At 65.2% G+C, this 17,672-nt stretch carries 15 protein-coding genes and 1 pseudogene; 10 read left to right on the forward strand and 6 right to left on the reverse strand.

Going from position 1 to position 17,672, the window contains the following annotated elements; all coding sequences use genetic code 11:
* The first annotated feature begins 97 nt into the window (after positions 1–97).
* Positions 98–2,266 (forward strand): MMPL family transporter, encoded by a 2,169-nt coding sequence (locus BMF89_RS12395; protein WP_253190805.1) that lies wholly within the window; start codon positions 98–100, stop codon positions 2,264–2,266.
* Here BMF89_RS12395 and BMF89_RS12400 read toward each other — a convergent pair.
* On the reverse strand, positions 2,242–3,177 hold the full coding sequence (locus tag BMF89_RS12400; RefSeq protein ID WP_078107403.1) for an NAD-dependent epimerase/dehydratase family protein: 936 nt from the start codon (positions 3,175–3,177) through the stop codon (positions 2,242–2,244). The two genes, BMF89_RS12395 and BMF89_RS12400, sit on opposite strands and share 25 nt — an antisense overlap.
* 151 nt (positions 3,178–3,328) lie before the next feature.
* Between BMF89_RS12400 and BMF89_RS12405 the strand changes: the two genes are divergently transcribed.
* From BMF89_RS12405 to BMF89_RS12430, 6 genes are all read left to right on the forward strand, one after another.
* A complete protein-coding gene (locus tag BMF89_RS12405) occupies positions 3,329–4,054 on the forward strand; it encodes a TetR/AcrR family transcriptional regulator (protein WP_078107404.1) in 726 nt (241 codons plus the stop codon).
* Between the two features lie 21 nt (positions 4,055–4,075).
* Entirely contained in the window at positions 4,076–4,852 is a 777-nt protein-coding gene (locus BMF89_RS12410; protein WP_078107405.1) for an oxygenase MpaB family protein, read from the forward strand.
* 340 nt (positions 4,853–5,192) lie between these two features.
* On the forward strand, positions 5,193–7,058 hold the full coding sequence (gene dnaK, locus BMF89_RS12415; RefSeq protein ID WP_078107406.1) for a molecular chaperone DnaK: 1,866 nt from the start codon (positions 5,193–5,195) through the stop codon (positions 7,056–7,058).
* A gap of 2 nt (positions 7,059–7,060) precedes the next feature.
* Entirely contained in the window at positions 7,061–7,723 is a 663-nt protein-coding gene (locus BMF89_RS12420; RefSeq protein ID WP_078107407.1) for a nucleotide exchange factor GrpE, read from the forward strand.
* A gap of 282 nt (positions 7,724–8,005) precedes the next feature.
* Positions 8,006–8,971 carry a DnaJ C-terminal domain-containing protein gene (locus tag BMF89_RS12425; protein ID WP_078107408.1) on the forward strand — a complete coding sequence of 322 codons (966 nt, stop codon included), beginning with the start codon at positions 8,006–8,008 and terminating at the stop codon, positions 8,969–8,971.
* Positions 8,972–9,001: 30 nt separating this feature from the next.
* Positions 9,002–9,424: a helix-turn-helix transcriptional regulator gene (locus BMF89_RS12430; RefSeq protein WP_078107409.1), complete on the forward strand. Its 423-nt coding sequence runs from the start codon at positions 9,002–9,004 to the stop codon at positions 9,422–9,424.
* Between the two features lie 3 nt (positions 9,425–9,427).
* Here the strand turns inward: BMF89_RS12430 and BMF89_RS12435 are convergent, their stop codons facing one another.
* Both BMF89_RS12435 and BMF89_RS12440 read right to left on the reverse strand, forming a co-directional pair.
* A complete protein-coding gene (locus BMF89_RS12435; RefSeq protein WP_078107410.1) occupies positions 9,428–10,063 on the reverse strand; it encodes a hypothetical protein in 636 nt (211 codons plus the stop codon).
* Between the two features lie 48 nt (positions 10,064–10,111).
* Positions 10,112–13,504, reverse strand: coding sequence for a DEAD/DEAH box helicase (locus tag BMF89_RS12440; RefSeq protein WP_078107411.1), 3,393 nt, complete (start codon positions 13,502–13,504; stop codon positions 10,112–10,114).
* 167 nt (positions 13,505–13,671) lie between these two features.
* Here BMF89_RS12440 and BMF89_RS12445 point away from each other — a divergent pair, with 167 nt between their 5' ends.
* Positions 13,672–14,520, forward strand: coding sequence for a hypothetical protein (locus BMF89_RS12445; RefSeq protein ID WP_078107412.1), 849 nt, complete (start codon positions 13,672–13,674; stop codon positions 14,518–14,520).
* Between the two features lie 145 nt (positions 14,521–14,665).
* Here the strand turns inward: BMF89_RS12445 and BMF89_RS12450 are convergent, their stop codons facing one another.
* Entirely contained in the window at positions 14,666–15,244 is a 579-nt protein-coding gene (locus BMF89_RS12450) for a hypothetical protein (protein ID WP_078107413.1), read from the reverse strand.
* Between the two features lie 154 nt (positions 15,245–15,398).
* Between BMF89_RS12450 and BMF89_RS12455 the strand changes: the two genes are divergently transcribed.
* Both BMF89_RS12455 and BMF89_RS12460 read left to right on the forward strand, forming a co-directional pair.
* Positions 15,399–15,899 carry a sigma-70 family RNA polymerase sigma factor gene (locus tag BMF89_RS12455; RefSeq protein ID WP_059389901.1) on the forward strand — a complete coding sequence of 167 codons (501 nt, stop codon included), beginning with the start codon at positions 15,399–15,401 and terminating at the stop codon, positions 15,897–15,899.
* Positions 15,896–16,615 (forward strand): zf-HC2 domain-containing protein, encoded by a 720-nt coding sequence (locus tag BMF89_RS12460; RefSeq protein ID WP_078107414.1) that lies wholly within the window; start codon positions 15,896–15,898, stop codon positions 16,613–16,615. The genes BMF89_RS12455 and BMF89_RS12460 overlap by 4 nt, the downstream gene beginning before the upstream one ends.
* 30 nt (positions 16,616–16,645) lie before the next feature.
* On the opposite strand, the gene BMF89_RS12465 is transcribed toward BMF89_RS12460, so the two are convergent.
* Positions 16,646–17,458: a methylenetetrahydrofolate reductase gene (locus tag BMF89_RS12465; RefSeq protein WP_078107415.1), complete on the reverse strand. Its 813-nt coding sequence runs from the start codon at positions 17,456–17,458 to the stop codon at positions 16,646–16,648.
* A gap of 16 nt (positions 17,459–17,474) precedes the next feature.
* Positions 17,475–17,672, reverse strand: a pseudogene (locus BMF89_RS12470) (lipoyl synthase); the annotation flags it as partial.

Genomic DNA, 17,672 nt, shown 5'->3' on the forward strand with positions numbered 1-17,672 from the left:
ATGATAGATATATTTCACCATGGAAGTAATTACGAAGGGGGCGGCCATGAACGACAGACGGCCCGGAATCGGGCGACGAAGCAGTTCGCGGTGGTGGATGGCGGCGGCGGTGCTATCGCTGGCGGCGTGGATGGTCATCGGTGGAATCGGCGGCCCGACCTTTGGAAAGCTCAGCGAGGTGTCCAGCAACGACCAAGCATCCTTCCTGCCGGCGAGCGCCGAATCCACCGAAGCCCGCGCATGGCAAAGCAAGTTCGCTTCCAGCGGCAGTGTTCCCGCGGTGGTGCTGTTCGAGTCTCCCGAGAAACTTTCACCCGCTCAACTGGCCGGATTGGCGCCCCTCGGCACCCAGCTGTCCGCCGTCGTCGGGGTCAGCCATTCGACGGCGATCGTCGGGCCGATTCCGTCCGCGGACGGCAAAGCGGTGCAATTCATCGTCCCCGTGAAGGAAGGAAACGGTGTCAAGGAGAGCATTCAAGCACTTCGCGCAAACGCGACGGGGTATGCGGCGGGGGCAGGGCTCCCCGCTGGAACAACCAGCTACGTGACGGGACCGGCGGGCTTTCTCGCCGATTTGGTGAACGCTTTTGGCGGCATCGACGGGATATTGCTCTTCGCGGCGCTGGGCGCCGTCCTGATCATCCTGCTGGCAGTCTATCGATCCGTGGTGCTGCCCTTTGTGGTTCTCCTTACTGCCGTCTTCGCGCTTTGCGGGTCCATCTTGGTGGTCTTTGCCTTGGCGAAGGCGGGCGCAATCCAATTGACAGGGCAGAGCCAAGGGATCCTGTCCATCCTGGTGGTGGGCTCGGCCACCGACTATGCGCTCCTCTTCGTGGCCCGTTACCGTGAGGCCTTGGGTGACGCGTCAAACAAATGGTCGGCTGTGGGACGCGCGTACAAGGGTAGCTTTGGGGCCATTGTGGCGTCCGGCACGACGGTCGCGCTGGCGTTGCTTTGCCTGCTCTTCTCGGAACTGAATTCAAACCGGGGGCTGGGGCCTATCGGCGCGATCGGAATCGTCTTCTCAATGTTGGCCAGCCTCACGCTGCTTCCCGCGGCGCTTGGACTTCTCGGCCGGTCCGCATTTTGGCCGCGAACGCCGAGGAAAGCCCAGGCCGGGAGTGCTGACGCGAGTGCCGCCGTCGCCGCCCCGGCCGACTCCGACATTCCCCGGGTCTGGAGGCGTCTGGCCGGAATCATAGCCAAGCGGCCCCGGGCCGTATGGCTGGGGGCCGCCGCCGTTTTGGTGGTCTGCGCTTCTGGCCTGCTGCAACTCCAGGCGAGCGGTGTTCCGCAGTCGGCACTCATCCTGAGCAAATCCGAGGCTGTGGACGGCCAAACGGCAGTGGGCCGGCACTATCCGGCCGGCGCAGGAAGTCCTGTAGTGGTGGTGGCCGAGGAAAAGTCGGCAGCCGTGGTGCTTGCCGAAGTCAAGGCCCAGGAAGGCATCTCGGATGTATCCGTGGTTACCGTTCCACCGGATTCCGGAGCCCGACCGCTGGCTGAAGCCGCGACCGGTGCCGCCCCCTTGGTGCGGGACGGCCGGGTGTTGATCAATGCCACCCTGTCCTCGGAGGCCGACTCGGCGAAGGCCGAACAGACCATCGCCACGCTCCGGCAGAAGCTCCATGACAAGGCCCCCGGAACCCTGGTGGGAGGAACCACGGCCACGGCCGCGGACACCAACGCGAGCGCGCAGTCTGATTTGTGGCGCATCATCCCGATCGTCTTGGCGGTCATCTTGTTGGTGCTCATGGCACTGCTGCAGTCCATCCTGGCGCCGCTCTTGCTGATAGGAACCGTGGTGCTGTCCTATGCGGCCGCATTGGGTGTCTCGGCATGGGTGTTCAACCATGTGTTTGGATTCCCCGGAGCGGATGGCTCGGTTCCGCTCTTCGGTTTTGTCTTCCTTGTAGCCCTCGGCGTGGACTACAACATCTTCCTCATGACCCGTGTCCGGGAGGAGTCGATGCTCAACGGAACCAGGGCCGGCATCTTGAAGGGGCTCGGTGCCACCGGCGGAGTGATTACCTCGGCCGGCGTTGTCCTTGCTGCAACCTTTGCCGCCCTGGGGGTCATTCCGATCCTCTTCCTTGCGCAGATTTCCTTTATCGTGGCGTTCGGGGTGCTGCTCGACACGACGATCGTGCGATCGCTCCTGGTGCCTGCGCTGTCCTACGACGTCGGGGTCCGCATCTGGTGGCCGGGACGCTTGGGCCGCCATCCGGCGTCGAAAGAGGATCAGCGGGCGGCGACGGCTTCCTGATCCCGCCACCAGGCCACGGTCGCCGCCATCGCGTCCGCACGCGGCGTCGGTTCCAGCCCGAGCTTGGCCTGGCTCGCCGTGGAGTCCATGACGAACGGCCGCTCAAACTGGTACATCATTTCGGCCAGCTCCCGCATGTCGGTTGAAAACAAGCCGAGTGTCCGGAGCAGCCAACCGGGCACCACACTCAGCTTCGGTTCGGGAACGCCGGCCGACCGTGCGAAGTTGCCGGCAATTTCCCGCATCGTCATTGCCGGTCCCGTGGGGGCGTGCAGCACCGAGTTCCAGAGCTCGGGCTTCTGGGCCGCGGCGATCATGGCTGCGGCGAGATCCGGGACATAGGTGAAAGAGTGCGGCTGCTCGGCGCTTCCGAGAACCTGGACTGTCTTGCCCTTCAGTATCAGCGGGACCATGCGCTCGCCGGCGTGCGCCATGCGTGCCCGTGGCCCGAAGAAATCGCCTGCCACCACGCTGACGGTGTTCGCGGCGTGGGTTTGCCGGGCCTTCAGCAGGGCGGAACGGATCCCGCGTTTCCCGCCGGCCGCTTCGCGCGGGCTGCTTTCAGTGATGGTCTTGTCCGGCTCGCTGTAGGAGTAAAGGCTTTCGGGGAAGACGACGACGGCGCCCGCCGCCAATGCCGCGTCCATCACCACCCGCTCTGCAACAGGGAGTTCGGCCGCCCAGGCTTTGGCGCGATAGGCGGAACCGTGGATGCAGTGGAAGACGGCCGCGGCCCCGTCGAAGGCTTGCGCCAACTTGGCCGGGTCCGAGACATCCACGCGGAGCTTTTCGACCAGCGGGTGTTCCGGGCCGCTGCCTGAGCGCGTCAGGACACGCACCTGGTCTCCGCGGTCCGCGAGTTGTTCGGCAATGGTCCATCCGACGGGGCCTGCTCCTGTGACGACATACATGGTGTTGCTCGCTTTCCGGCTGGGATCTATTGGTGGAAGTCTTGATCAGAGAGCAGTGCTCTCTGAATTCAGGATGGATCCTTTCGAATCGCATGTCAAGAGCACTGCTCACATTTGTTTCCAGTGCTCTCATTTATGGCATGCTGGATGCATGGACCTCCCCTTAGTTGCAGCGGCCAAGCAATCGACGCCCCGAGAGCGGGCCCGGGCCCAGACCGTGGCGGACATCATCCGGCTGGGCCGTCAGCACCTTGCTTTGCATGGCGCCGCGGGCCTGTCCCTGAGGGCGGTTGCGCGCGACCTCGGCGTGGTGTCGTCTGCGGTGTACCGCTATGTGGAGAGCCGCGACGAACTGCTGACCCTCTTGCTGATTGACGCGTACGGAGAGCTGGGCGACGACGTGGATGCCGCCGTCGACGCCCTCCCTGAGGGCGACTATCGTGGCAGGTTCCTGGCGCTTGGCCGTGCCGTGCGGCAGTGGGCCCTGCGCGAGCCGGCGCGGTACGCCCTCCTGTTCGGCAGCCCGGTGCCCGGATACCAAGCGCCCGCAGAACGCACCACCGAACCTGGAACGCGGGTGATCTACCGGATGGTGGGGATCTTCGACGCCGCCTACCGCGCGGGCGCCTTGGCCGCCGAAGTGGCGCCCGCCGTCGTCGTTCCTCCCGCCCTCGCCGCGAACCTGGCGGCCGTCCGGGCCGAACTGGGCGTGGCTGTTCCGGAACCCGCGTTGGCCCGGGGCGTGCTGGTGTGGACATCGGTTTTCGGGGCGGTCAGCTTCGAGGTGTTCGGCCAATACGGCGCCGACACCTTTGCCGCGCTGGACGAGCTCTTTGAACACCAGCTCGAGGTGCTGCTGGGGGTCGTGGGGCTGTAGCCGCGAAGGTACAGTAACTGCATGGGTCGCGGACTTGCTGACATCGGCGCGGAGGGCGTGTTGCTGGCCGGTGCAGGCCGCGCCATCCTGATGCAGATCGCCGATCCCGCGGTCGGTCACGGCGTCGCCGAGCACAGCAATTTCGCCGAGCGGCCACTTGACCGCTTGCGTGCCACCATGACGTACGTCTACGCCGTGGTCTATGGCTCGGAAGAGCAACTGGCGGCGGTGCGCCGGGCCGTGAATCGTGCGCACGCCCCGGTTCGCCGGCCAGCGGACGAGGCGTCGAACGGGTACAACGCCTTCGATGCGCACTCCCAGCTCTGGGTCGTGGCCACCCTCTATGACACCGCCGTCACCGTTTACGAAAAGGTCCACGGAGCCCTCGACGACGACACCGCCGACCGGATCTACCGTGAGTATGCGCGGATCGGGACGGCCTTGCAGCTTCCCGCGGAACTCTGGCCGGCCGACCGCCCGGCCTTCGCGCGCTATCGGGACGATTCCTTGCGGCACCTCGAACCGGATGCGGCCGCTTTGCGAGTGGCCCACGAGCTCCTGTACCCCGCGAGCGGGCCGTTCTTGATGCGTTTGAGCATGCCGTTGGTCCGCCTGCTTACAGCCGGGCTCCTGCCGGAGCAGCTTCGCGCGGGATTCGGACTTCCTTGGAAGGTGCGTCACCGGCGCAGCTTCGACGCCCTCATGCGGTTGTTGGCCGTGGCTTATCCGAGGCTTCCGGAAAAGGTCAGGCATTGGCCGAAGAACTACTATCTTGCCCAGCTCGGCCCGGGCGAATAACGCGCCGGCCCGCCCTCGACATCGCCGGAACGCTGCGCAGTCGCCGGAGCGTTCCGGCGAACCGGCACTGTTCCCGCGAGTTCGACGTCGGCCCTCAACCGAGCGTTCTCCCACGGCGAAATCGCCCATGAATCCCTGAGTTTCCGGGGTTCATAGGCTCTCATCGAGAAGAGTTGAGCCTACCCGACTCAACTTTGGATTGACATTGGATGAGGCTTGAGTACAGTTGAGTGCAGAACGCTCAACTAGCCGAAGGTTGAGTGCTCCCCGGCTCCGAACCCTCCACGGGGAAAGGAATCGGGTGAAATCTCGATCGTCGGCCATTGAAAGGAAGCACCATATGTCACGCGCTGTAGGTATCGACCTCGGAACCACCAACTCCGTCGTCTCTGTTCTCGAAGGTGGCGAGCCCACCGTCATTGCCAACGCCGAGGGTGGCCGCACCACGCCGTCGGTCGTTGCATTCTCCAAGTCGGGCGAAGTCCTGGTCGGCGAAATCGCCAAGCGCCAGGCCGTCAACAACATCGACCGCACCATCGCTTCCGTGAAGCGCCACATGGGCACCGACTGGTCCGTCGCCATTGACGACAAGAAGTACACGCCGCAGGAAATCTCCGCGCGCATCCTCATGAAGCTGAAGAACGACGCCGAGAGCTACCTCGGCGAGAAGGTCACCGACGCTGTCATCACCGTCCCGGCCTACTTCAACGACGCCGAGCGCCAGGCCACCAAGGAGGCCGGCGAGATCGCCGGCATGAACGTTCTCCGCATCGTCAACGAGCCCACCGCCGCTGCACTTGCGTACGGCCTGGACAAGGGCAAGGAAGACGAACTCATCCTGGTCTTCGACCTCGGTGGCGGCACGTTCGACGTCTCCCTGCTGGAAGTCGGCAAGGACGAAGACGGCTTCTCCACTATCCAGGTCCGCGCCACGGCCGGCGACAACCGCCTCGGCGGCGACGACTGGGACCAGCGCGTTGTTGACTACCTGCTGAACCAGCTCAAGATCAAGGGCATCGACCTTTCCAAGGACAAGATCGCCCTGCAGCGCCTGCGCGAAGCTTCTGAGCAGGCCAAGAAGGAACTCTCGTCCTCCACCAGCACCAACGTCTCCCTCCAGTACCTCTCCGTCACCCCCGACGGCCCGGTCCACCTGGACGAGCAGCTGACCCGTGCCAAGTTCCAGGACCTCACCAAGGACCTGCTCGAGCGCACCAAGAAGCCGTTCCACGACGTCATCGCCGAAACCGGAATCAAGCTCTCCGAAATCGACCACATCGTGCTCGTTGGCGGTTCCACCCGCATGCCCGCCGTCTACGACCTCGTGAAGGAACTCGCCGGCGGCAAGGAGCCCAACAAGGGCGTCAACCCGGACGAAGTTGTTGCCGTTGGCGCAGCCCTCCAAGCTGGTGTGCTGAAGGGCGAGCGCAAGGACGTCCTGCTGATCGACGTCACCCCGCTCTCCCTCGGTATCGAAACCAAGGGCGGCGTCATGACGCACCTGATCGAGCGCAACACGGCGATCCCCACGAAGCGTTCCGAGACCTTCACCACCGCTGACGACAACCAGCCGTCCGTGGCCATCCAGGTCTTCCAGGGCGAGCGTGAATTCACCCGCGACAACAAGCCGCTGGGCACGTTCGAACTGACCGGCATCGCACCGGCCCCGCGCGGCGTCCCGCAGGTCGAAGTCACCTTCGACATCGACGCCAACGGCATTGTCCACGTCTCCGCCAAGGACAAGGGCACCGGCAAGGAGCAGTCGATGACCATCACCGGCGGCACTGCGCTGTCCAAGGAAGACATCGACCGGATGGTCCGTGAAGCCGAGGAGCACGCAGCCGAGGACAAGGCCCGCCGCGAGGCTACCGACACGCGCAACACTGCCGAGCAGCTCGCCTACTCCGTGGACAAGCTCATCGCCGAAAACGACGACAAGCTGCCTGAAGAGGTCAAGACCGAGGTCAAGGCCGACGTCGACGCCCTCAAGAAGGCCCTCGAAGGCACCGACGACGCAGCAGTGAAGACCGCTTTCGAGAAGCTGCAGCACTCGCAGTCGAAGCTCGGCGAAGCGATCTACTCGCACGCCGGTTCCCCGGATGGCGCAAGCAGCGCCGCTGGTGCTGAGGGCGCTCACGCCGATGCCAAGGCTGCCGACGAGGACATCGTCGACGCCGAGATCATCGACGAAGACGAAAAGAAGTAAGCATGCCTCACCACGGCAACGACGCAGAGCACTCACCGTCCAACAACGAGGGCAGCGAGCAGCACAAGCCGGTCATTCGGGACAACCGCAAGGTTGACCCGGAGACCGGGGCCGCCCGCCACACCCAAGGATCGGCAGCTGAATCCAACGCCGCTGCCGCCGAGGGCGACGCCCTGTCCCAGGCTGAGGAAATCCTCAACGGCATGGAGGTTCCGGCTGAAGGGTCGGTAGCCCCCGGAGCCGCTGCAGAAGCAGAGGCCGCGGAACTCCGCAACGACCTCCTGCGCCTGCAGGCCGAGTACGTCAACTACCGCAAGCGCGTCGAACGCGACCGCGCCGTCGCAGGGGAAATGGCCGTCATCGGCGTCCTGAACTCCCTGCTGCCGGTGCTGGACGACGTCGACGCCGCCCGCCAGCACGGCGACCTCGTGGACGGCCCGTTCGCCGCGATCGCCGCCAAGCTGGAGAATGCGCTGAAGACGTACGGCTTGGAACGCATCGCGGAAACCGGAGTCGAATTCGACCCCACGATCCACGAAGCACTCATCCAGCAGCCGGGCGAGGACATCGAAGTAGACACCGTCAGCCAAGTGCTGCGCTCCGGCTACCGGTCCGGCGACCGAGTGCTGCGCGCGGCACAGGTGATTGTGGCTGTGCCGGCTTAGTTGTGCTCACCGCGCTTTCGCGGATGAGGGGGAGCATCGCGAAACGAGACAAGGGGCCCCGCCCCTTCGCCGGGTGGCCCAGGATCTGCGATCCTTGGCCACCCGGCTTCGGCAGCGGATATTGGCCTTCCCAACACTCGCAAGCTCGTGTCGGGGCCCTCGGCCAGATCCTTAGATGCCACTCCCGGGCCCCTTGCCTCGCTCCGCTCAGACGGTCGTCTCACCTAAGGTGGGATAAGCGCAGCGCACGCAACTTAACCAGAAACGAAAGAGAGTAGCCGAGTGGCCAGCCAGGACTGGGTTGAGAAGGATTTTTACGCCATCCTTGGTGTCGCCAAGGACGCCTCTGACGCTGACATCAAGAAGGCGTACCGCAAGCTTGCGCGGAAGTACCATCCGGATACCAATTCCGGGGATGCTGCTGCGGAGAAGAAGTTCAAAGACATCTCGGAGGCCTATTCGGTGCTCTCGGATGCCGAGGAGCGCCAGCAGTACGATGCCATTCGCGCCATGGGTGGTGCACGCTTCGCTCCGGGCGCAGCTCGCGGCGGGCCGGCCAATGGCGGCTTCGAGGACCTGTTCGGCGGGCTTTTCGGCGGCGGCGGACGTCAGCCTGCCGGTGCCGGCGGCATCCCTCCCGAGTTCGCTGACCTGTTCGGCGGCGGCTTCGGCGGTGGGCAGACCGGCTTCCAGCGAGCCCCGCAAAAGGGCAGCGACCGCACGGCGTCCACCTCGATTTCCTTTGCCGGATCCATTCATGGCACCACGGTGAGCCTGCGCGAAAGCAACGGCAACGTCATCGATGTGAAGATTCCCGCGGGCATCAGGGACGGCCAGAAGGTCCGCCAGCGGGGCAAGGGCAACCCCGGGGCGGCCGGCAACGGGGACCTCATCATCACGGTGAACGTCAAGCCCCACGATTTCTTCAACCGCGACGGCGACAACATCCGCATCCACGTTCCGGTCACCTTCGCGGAGGCGGCGCTGGGTTCCAACATCCACGTGCCAACGCTCGACGGCGACACGGTCACCGTCCGCGTCCCGGCGGGCACGCCTTCCGGGCGCACGCTCCGGGTCAAGGGCCGCGGCGTCAAGACGTCGAAGGGCACCGGGGACCTGCTGGTGACAATCGACGTCTCCGTACCACAGAACCTCAACAAGCAGGCCGAGGAGGCCGTCAAGGCGTTTGCCGCGGCCACTGCCGACGCCGACCCCCGCCACGACCTGGCCTCCAGGGCCCGCTTGTAGCGGCAGAACACAATGGGAGGGGACGCAGGCATGGGCATCGACATCAACCAGCCGATCTTCGTCATCTCCGTCGCGGCCGAACTGGCTGACATGCACCCGCAGACCTTGCGCCAGTACGACCGCCTCGGCATCGTGTCGCCGAGCCGTGCCCCGGGCAAGTCCCGGCGATACTCCCAACGCGACATCGACCGCTTGCGCGAGGTCCAGCGGCTCTCCCACGAAGGCGTGTCCCTCGAGGGCATCAAGCGCATCCTCGAACTCGAAAACCAGGTGGCCGCGCTGCAATTTCGCGTTGCCGAACTGAGCGAGGAACTGCAACGCCGGCGCAGCCCGATGGAGGCCCGCGTTTTCGCGGCGGGAGCAGCCGGCGACGTCGTCAGCCTGGCCCGCGGGCAGCGCCCCCGGGCGCGGTCCCAGGCAATCGTGGTGTGGAGACCGCGGACGGGGGAGTAGTCCCTAGGCCTGCGAGAGGGAAGCCAGCAGCACCGGCCCTTCCTGGCCGGCCCACGTGCCCCGCAGGACAGCCGAATTTTCCGGACCCGGTGTCCCCGGAACGAGGACACGGTTCACCTGCACGGTGAGTTGACCGGCGTCGATACTGGTGATGCCGTCTTCGGTGATCGGGGCCGCCGGGCTCAGCGCAGGCACTTCGCTACCGGGGGTACCGCTGCCCTTGACCTCGACGGAACTCTTGCGAGGCTCCAGCACGCCGTCCATATCCACGAACTGTTCGGCCTCCCGCTGGCCAGTGACGATGACGGTGGCCAGGGCAGCGACGTAGACGGGATCGGCGCAGGCGTCGTAAACCCACCGCGTGCCCAACACGGAGTGTTCCATGGTGCCGAGGAGCGAGTCCTTTGCCCCGGGCAATTCCGAACCCCGGTAGCTCAGGGGAACCTGGTAGATCTTGCCGCCGTGGGAGACCAAGTGGGTCTCGAGGCCGACTTCGCCGTCCGGATCATCGAAGCGGTATGCACCGAGCAGCTCGGGCGGTGCGGAGCCGTCCTTGGTGAACCACGGCTGGACGGGCAAATACTTTTCGATGAGCTCACGTTTGCTGGGACTCAGGGTTGCTTGATGGATGATAGCCATGCGGTCCAGCCTAGGCCACGTCGAAACGGTTGCTTCAGGGGCGAATCCCTACTCCGCGAAGAGCCCCGCCAGGTCCTCCGCCGTGAGCGCGCCACCGGACAGGGCATCGCCTTCCATGACGTCCGCGAAAAGCTGGGACTTCCTGGTCTTGAGCGCCATGACCTTTTCCTCGATCGTGTCCTTGGCCACCAGGCGGTAGACCATGACGTTCCTGGCCTGCCCGATCCTGTGGGTGCGGTCCACGGCCTGCGCTTCGGAGGCCGGGTTCCACCAAGGGTCCAGCAGGAACACGTAGTCGGCTTCGGTCAGGTTCAGGCCGAAGCCGCCGGCCTTCAAGGAAATGAGGAACACGGGCGCTGCGCCGTTCTTGAATTCGCTCACGACGTCGGCCCGGTTCCGGGTGCTGCCGTCGAGGTAGCAATATTCAATGTCCTCCGCCTCGAGCCGCTCCCGGACCTTGCCCAGGAACCCCGTGAACTGGCTGAAGATGAGCGCCCGGTGCCCCTCGGCAACGATGTCCTCCAACTGTTCGAACAGCACATCCAGCTTGGACGAGCGCACCGCGGACAAGGACTCGTCTACGAGGGAGACGTCCAGGCTCAGCTGCCGCAGCAGGGTGAGCGACTGGAAAATGGTGAAGCGGTTCTTATTGACGTCGTCGATGAGCCCCAGGATTTTCTGCCGCTCACGCTGCAGGTGCGTCTGGTACACCTTCTGGTGCCGCGGGTTCAGCACCACTTCAAGGACCTGCTCCTGCTTGGGCGGCAGGTCCTTGATCACTTGCTCTTTGGTTCGGCGCATCATCAGGGGACGTACCCGACGTCGGAGCTTGGCGAGCTGGGCCTTGTCGCCGTTCTTCTCGACCGGCTTTTGGTAGTACTCGGCGAAGCGGCGCGGGCTGGAGAACAACCCAGGTGCGACAATCGAGGTCAGCGCCCAGAACTCCATGAGGTTGTTCTCAAGCGGCGTTCCCGTGATGGCCAGCTTGAAGGACGCCGGGAGTTTGCGGGCGCACTGGTAGGCCTTGGACTGGTGGTTCTTGACGAACTGGGCTTCGTCGAGCATGAGCCCGGCCCATTCCTTGGCTGCGTAGGCCTCGTAGTCGATCCGGAACAGGGCATAGGAGGTGATGACGACGTCGGTTCCGGCCATGGCTTCCTGCGGATCCGCGCCGGACTTGGCGAAAGTCTCTCCGATGGTCTTCACGCTCAAACCGGGCGCGAAGCGTTGAACTTCTGCAGCCCAGTTGCCCACGACGCTGGTGGGAGCCACCACCAGGAAAGGAGCGGAGCCACTCGCTCCGGCCGGGCCGTCGGCGTCGGATTCAGCTCGCTCCTTCGCCGCGCACATCAGGGCAATCGCCTGCACTGTCTTGCCGAGGCCCATGTCGTCGGCCAGCACACCGCCGAGGCTGTGCCGGTACAGGAAACTCAGCCAGTTGAAGCCTTCCAACTGGTATGGACGCAGCTCCGCATCGAGCGAGCCCGGCAGCGGCAGTCCGGTCACGCCGTCGTCGAGCAGGCCGCCCACGGCCTCGCGCCAAGCAGCCGCCTGCTCATCGACAATTCCCAATTGCGCGAGCTCATCCCAGAGTCCGGCCTGGAAGCGGCTGATCTGGAGGGTGCCGTGCCGGTCCGGGTTGTCCTGCAAGGACCTGGCTTCGTCGATCAGCGCGCGGAGCTGGTGCAGTTCTGGCAGGTCCAGCGAGAAGTAGGCGCCGCTCGGCAGCAACATCCGGCTCTGGCCAGCCGCGAGGGCGGAAAACACCGCGGCGAAGGACACCGGTTCGCCTTCGAGCGTGATGACGATGCCGAGATCGAACCAGTCGCGGCTGTCGGTGGCCTTCGTCGAGATGGAGACAACGGGAGCCTCGGTGGCCTCGCGGTAGTCGGCGATCTCACCCGAGGTGTCCACAACGACGTCGGGCAGCTCGCGGAGCCGGGGCAGCACCTCTTCGGTGAAGGCCAGGGTGTCGAGCCCGTCCAGAGCTACCGACGCCGCTAGCCGCGGAGCCCCCCATCCGCCGCTCGACGACTCGCCCAGCGCGCCAACCACGTCCCAAGGCCGGCCCAAGGTCTCCAGGATCCGGGCTTCCTCGGCGTCGTCGCGGTAGCCGTGGTCGTCCGGGTGCCGCCAGAGCGGCTGGGCCGTCACAAGCTTTCCGGCTTTGTAGTGCCACTCCCAGTGCAACCGCACGCGGTGGTCGGAGCCGTAGTTCGCCAACAGGGACAGCGTGGGCACTGCCAGGACCGGCAACTCCACGGAATGGTCCGCCGCCGTGACCCGGGTGGACTGCTTGAGCTTCGGATAGAACGCCGTGAGGAATCGCTCTTCGTCCTTCGCCGGGATCTGGAGCCGGGATGCGCCCATGACGAAATCGAGGAGTTCCTGCGACTCGCCGCCCTCCAAGGGGGCCAGCGTAATCAGGTTCTCCGGTGCCGACACCCCGGGCAAGTGGCCCTCGCCGGGACCAGTGAAGAACAAGCCATGCGCCGGACGCCCAAGCAATCCCAAGGTCGCGGGATCAAGAGTGTCCCCGCCCAAGGTCACCGACGGCGCGAGCTGCAGGCCGTCGTCGGGCCGGCTGAGGTCAAGCCCGACGACGGCGGGCTCCGCGGCGATGCGGACCGGCTCGGCCCCGCCGGAGTGGATGAGCGAGACCCCGACTTTCGAGGCTTCGGCCAGCAGGCTCCACAGGTTCTTGCCGGCGAATTCGTTGAGGAGCATCCACATGCTCGACGTGAGCTGCCGGTAGTCCGCAGTGGAATGCGCGGCCAGGAAGTTCTGCATCCAGTCGATATGGGCTTCATTGAACTCGCGCTTGTAGCCAAGGTAGTTCAGGTTGGTCCAGGAAACGTCGCCCCGGATCCACTTGCCCTTGGCTCCCATCATCACCGGACGGGCCTTGAGCTGGCGCACGCTGCGGAGCGGGTCGCGCCGGCCTGTGTAGGAGAAGTGCGGGGCGGGTTCTTCCACTTCGAAGGCAAGGGCCAAGGGGAGGCCCTGGCCTTGCGGGGTGGTCCCTGGAGTGGCGATGAGCTTGCTCAGTGCCTGCTCCCAGGCCGGCCGCTGCACGATTGCTCCGGGCTGGGCCGTCTGCCCGAACGCGGGCGCGCTGAGCAGCTGTGCCCGCACGGCGGGATGGTCTTCGGCCGCGAAAAGAAGGGCGGCCACGTGTTTGCAGTCCTTCCGGACGGGGCAACTGCACACGCCCACGGTGCAGCTCCAGCCGCCGGGCTTGCGGACCAGCTTGGCCGACGTTGAATACGGCGACGGGCCGCTGCCCCTGACCTTGCCCATCATCAGGCCGGTGGCGGAGTCGAAGGTGATGCCGCTGACCCGGCTTCCCATGGCATAGGCGAGGCCGGCCGCGAGGGAGCGGTCGTTAATGGCGGGTGTCTGAATCGCCAGTTCCCAGGAATCGTCTGAGTGGGAAGGCATTCGTTAAGGCTACTTTCGGCAGGAGGCTATCTATGAATCCTAGGGCCCACTGAGCGGCCCTGAAACTTTGCCGGACGTTCACCTCTGCCTAGCTTGCCCGACAACCGCCCCCGCGTACGTTGAAAGGGTCCGGAGCAGCACAAGCTTCCCAGCAGTGAGGAAATCCCATGACCAGCAATGAGAACCCCGTCGTTCTGACGAAGGACAGCATCGAGGCCGACAGTGCCGACGTTGTGGACGCGAACGTCACCGTGGTCAACGAGATGTACGAGGAGCTCCTCAACCATGAGGAAATCGCTACCAACGCCCTGCGCAGCTACTTTGTGGACTACTACCTGACACAGGCACTCGCGGGCGGTTTCGCCCAGTACGTGTTCACGGTTCCGGAACGCGAAGAGGTGGATGCGTTTGTCCGCGAAGGCCTCGAAGGAATGGGCGCCAAAGGCCACCTTGAGCTGTTCAACCGCACCGCCGCGGCTTTTGACGCGCTGTCCGAGGATGATGCCGAGGCCTACCTGGACGGCGAACTTGACGAGTCCGAAGTGGCACCGGAAGCCGTTGCCGAGCTCGAAGCCCTCGACGGCGAATTCGAATCCCTCCTCGAGACCGAAGACATCATCGAACTCAACGCAGCGTGGCTCCGCAGCCAGGACGGCGTCCTCTACTTGGACGAGGAGCAGCTCAAGGCCCTCATCGCCGAGCGCGTAGCCCTCATCCCGAACCTCGAAGAGCGCCAGGCCGAGGCAGCCGAAGCCGAGCTTGAGAACGCCCCCGAATTCGAGCTCATCATCCGCGAACTGTGCGACGTTGCCGGCTACCAGCTGGAGAAGATCACCATGGGCGATCCCAACTACGAGCATGACGGCGAGACCATCCTCGCCTGGCACTTCGCCACGGACCAGGGCAACTACATCATGATCGAAGAGGACGACGAAGCCTTCATGATCCACCCGGAGACGAAGGAAATCATCGCCGCGGTGGAGTTCGAGGACGCTGACGAGTTCGAAGACGCCTAAACGCCCGCTCACCTTCGGGGCTTCTGAGGCGGACGCCCGCTCACCTTTGAGGCCTTTTGGACAAACGCTCGCTCAGATCTGCCGGCCGGTCCGGACAGATCTGAGCGAGCGTTTGCCTTTTAGGGTGCAAAGGTGAGCGAGGGTTTCAGTAGCCCATGCTGCTGCTCGGGGCGCTGCCGCTTGGGGTGCTGCTGCTGCTCGGGGTCACCATGGAGCCGGACGGGCTGACCAGCGACCAGACACCGCCCACGCCTTGGCCGTAGGTGTCACCGGAGTCTTCGTCCTTGGAGTAGAAGTAGATGGGCATCCCGTTGATGGTGATTTGCATCTTGCCGTCTGCTGTGGGGATGGTGCCGATGGTTCCGCTCACTCCGTCAACTCCAGGCATGGCCGACGTCGTTGTCACGGGAGGCCAGAGGGTAGCGCAGCCGCCGGTGCAGGCACTCTTGCCGGAATCCTTGGCGTCCTTCGCGAAGATGTAGACGCTCTTGCCGTTCGCCGCAACCACTCGCGCGCCGAAGCTCGACGACGCCGTCTTCAGTTCCGCCGCGCCAGCCGAAGTGCTCGACGACGAGCCGCCAGAGCTCGCCGAACTCGATGCCGCCGGACTCGAGGCCGCGGGGCTGGAGGCACTTGAGGACGACGCTCCGGGGCTTCCTCCGCAGCCAGTGAGGGCGATGGCCAGAGCAAGGATGCCGAGCCCGGTGCCGAGTTGCTTCTTCATGGTTTGCTCCTTCGCTTCGACCGGCCGTGGACGTGCCGGAAGCTAACCCGTACGACGCCGCCGGGTGAAGAATGGTTCACAGGGCTTGAACCCTATTCGCGGTGCGCACGTCGTAACGCAAGAGAAGGGGAAGCCGAGCACCAAGGAGGCGCCGATGCCGCTCGACGAGGACGTGGTGGCCGCGATCTATCGCGACCACGGTACGGCCCTGCGCCGCTTCGTGCTGAGCTGCACGCCGGACGCGCACTTGGCTGAGGACGTGGTGCAGGAGACCATCCTCCGCGTGTGGCAGCACGCACCGCAGATCACCGGCAGCTTGCGCAGCTATTTGTTCCGCACTGCCCGCAATGTCATCATCGACAACTACCGCAAGGCCCAGCGGCGCCCGGCAGAGGCTGCCGAACGCGACATGGCGGACCCTGAGGAGGCCACCGAGCGGGTGGACGAGCTCCTCAACCGGGTCCTCATGGAGGAGGCGCTCCTGCGGCTCAGCACCGAACACCGGGAGGTCCTGGTAGCACTGCATTACGAACGTTTCACGGTGAACGAGGCCGCGCTGAGGCTCAACATCCCCAGCGGCACAGTGAAATCCCGGGCCTTTTACGCCGTCAGGGCGCTTCGCACGATTCTCGACGAAATGGGGGTGCAGCGGTGAACGAAACCGGACTTCACCAATTGCTGGGCGCCTACTTGCTGGGCGGACTCGAGCCTGCCGAGGCCCGTGTTTTCGAGGAGCATTTGGCAAGCTGCGCCGACTGCCGGCTCGCGTTGGGCGAGCTGGAAAGCCTCCCGGCCCTCCTCGACGCCGTCCCCGTGCCCGACGCCGTCGCGCTCGCCGCCGGGCGCCCCGCCGTCGAGCCTTCCGCCGTCGAGCCCGCCGCGGCCACTGCCGACGCCCGCTCACTTATGGGGGCTTTTTCAGAAACGCTTCCGCATCCGATTCTCCTGAAGATGGCAGCTCGGCGTCGGAAATCCCGACGCCGGTGGACGGCCCTGGTGGGTGCCGTTGCCGCCGCTTGCCTTGGAGTGGGCATATTGGCGGGGCCCGTGTTGAACCAGCCGCCCAAGCCAGACGCCAGCTATTCGGTGCAGACGGACAACGGCCTGCAACTCACGGTGGGGCTCGTCCGGAAGGCGTGGGGGACGGAGCTGCAGCTGGAAGGCCGCAGCATGCCGCCGCAAGGCACCATGTACTTGTGGGTCAAGGGCCGCGACGGCACGGAGGAAATGGCCTGCGGCTGGACCGCGACGTCCAGCGGGCACATCAAGGTCACGGGCGCGACGCCGGTCCAGCTCGCCGGGATTTCGGGCGTGGAACTGCGCGACGACAACCAGAAGACGGTCGCGGTGATTTCGGTCCCGGGGAGCTAGGGGTTTCCGGGACCCAAGCGGTTGGCCGCGCTACGCGGTCGCTGCTTCGCTGGCCTCAGGATCGGGCAGATCGTTTCGCTCCCAGATGGGCATGTCCAGTCGGTTGAAACTGTAGAGATGGATTCCCGAGACCCCATCCGGCTGCGCCATGAGCTCGGACACCAGGGTTTCCGGTGAGTACTTGTCCGGGCCCAGGAGCTTGCGGGCAAGAGTTCCCTTGTTGCTGAGGAACTTCAGCGAAGTCCCGACGCCGATCTGGGTTGCCAAGGCCAGCAGTTTTGTCCGGGGAACTGCTCCGGCCACGCCGGCCCATACGGGAAGCTCGACGCCTTCCCGGCGCAGGAGCGCGGCGTAGTCGAGGATCTTCGGCGCGGAGAAGCACATCTGCGTGACAACATGCGTCGCCAGCTGTTGTTTCGCCAGCAGGGCGTCCAACAAGTCCAGCCCGCTCACGGAGGGGTGTCCCTCGGGGTAACCGGCGATGCCCGCTGTGATGCTGCCGCCGGTGTACTCGGCGATATCCGCCAAGAGCCCAAGGCTCGATCGGTAGGGGCCCGCGCCAAGAGGTCCGTCTCCACCGATGGCGAAGACCTCACTGATCCCGGCGGCCTCGCAATCCCGGAGGATGCCGGAAAGCTGCGACCGGTGCTCCAGCCCGCGTGCCGAGAGGTGCGGAATCACGTTGTAGCCGAGCAGGCTGAGCTTGACGGAAGCCTCCATGGTCCGCACGATGCCGTGATGGGGCAGGCAGGTGATGGTGAGCGTTGTGGAAAGCGGCACGGCGGCCTGGACTTTCTCAACGATTCCGTCTGAGGGAATGATTTCAATCCGGGTGGGAAACATGCTGGCTCCTTGCGGATCAGGCCGTGGCGTGGTGTGCGAGGAGGGTGCGGGCTTCCTGGCGGGTGGTGCCGGAGTCCTGGATGCCTTCGGCGATGTGGGCAATGTGCTCTAAGTGCGCGGGGATTTCGCGGCCTTTCTTGCGCATCGCGGTGGCCCAGAGGCGTCCGGCGCGGTAGGAGGAGCGGACCAGGGGGCCGGACATGACGCCGAGGAA

Source organism: Arthrobacter sp. SRS-W-1-2016, from assembly GCF_002009585.1.
In the GTDB taxonomy this organism is placed as follows: domain Bacteria; phylum Actinomycetota; class Actinomycetes; order Actinomycetales; family Micrococcaceae; genus Arthrobacter; species Arthrobacter bambusae_A.

Bases quoted from the DNA above. Each gene is read 5' to 3' on its own strand.
- BMF89_RS12430 (WP_078107409.1), top strand. From the start codon at position 9,002: ATGGGCATCGACATCAACCAGCCGATCTTCGTCATCTCCGTCGCGGCC.
- dnaK (WP_078107406.1), top strand. From the start codon at position 5,193: ATGTCACGCGCTGTAGGTATCGACCTCGGAACCACCAACTCCGTCGTC.
- BMF89_RS12400 (WP_078107403.1), bottom strand. From the start codon at position 3,177: ATGTATGTCGTCACAGGAGCAGGCCCCGTCGGATGGACCATTGCCGAA.
- BMF89_RS12455 (WP_059389901.1), top strand. From the start codon at position 15,399: ATGCCGCTCGACGAGGACGTGGTGGCCGCGATCTATCGCGACCACGGT.
- BMF89_RS12465 (WP_078107415.1), bottom strand. From the start codon at position 17,458: ATGTTTCCCACCCGGATTGAAATCATTCCCTCAGACGGAATCGTTGAG.
- BMF89_RS12395 (WP_253190805.1), top strand. From the start codon at position 98: ATGGCGGCGGCGGTGCTATCGCTGGCGGCGTGGATGGTCATCGGTGGA.
- BMF89_RS12440 (WP_078107411.1), bottom strand. From the start codon at position 13,504: ATGCCTTCCCACTCAGACGATTCCTGGGAACTGGCGATTCAGACACCC.
- BMF89_RS12410 (WP_078107405.1), top strand. From the start codon at position 4,076: ATGGGTCGCGGACTTGCTGACATCGGCGCGGAGGGCGTGTTGCTGGCC.
- BMF89_RS12450 (WP_078107413.1), bottom strand. From the start codon at position 15,244: ATGAAGAAGCAACTCGGCACCGGGCTCGGCATCCTTGCTCTGGCCATC.
- BMF89_RS12435 (WP_078107410.1), bottom strand. From the start codon at position 10,063: ATGGCTATCATCCATCAAGCAACCCTGAGTCCCAGCAAACGTGAGCTC.
- BMF89_RS12445 (WP_078107412.1), top strand. From the start codon at position 13,672: ATGACCAGCAATGAGAACCCCGTCGTTCTGACGAAGGACAGCATCGAG.
- BMF89_RS12420 (WP_078107407.1), top strand. From the start codon at position 7,061: ATGCCTCACCACGGCAACGACGCAGAGCACTCACCGTCCAACAACGAG.
- BMF89_RS12405 (WP_078107404.1), top strand. From the start codon at position 3,329: ATGGACCTCCCCTTAGTTGCAGCGGCCAAGCAATCGACGCCCCGAGAG.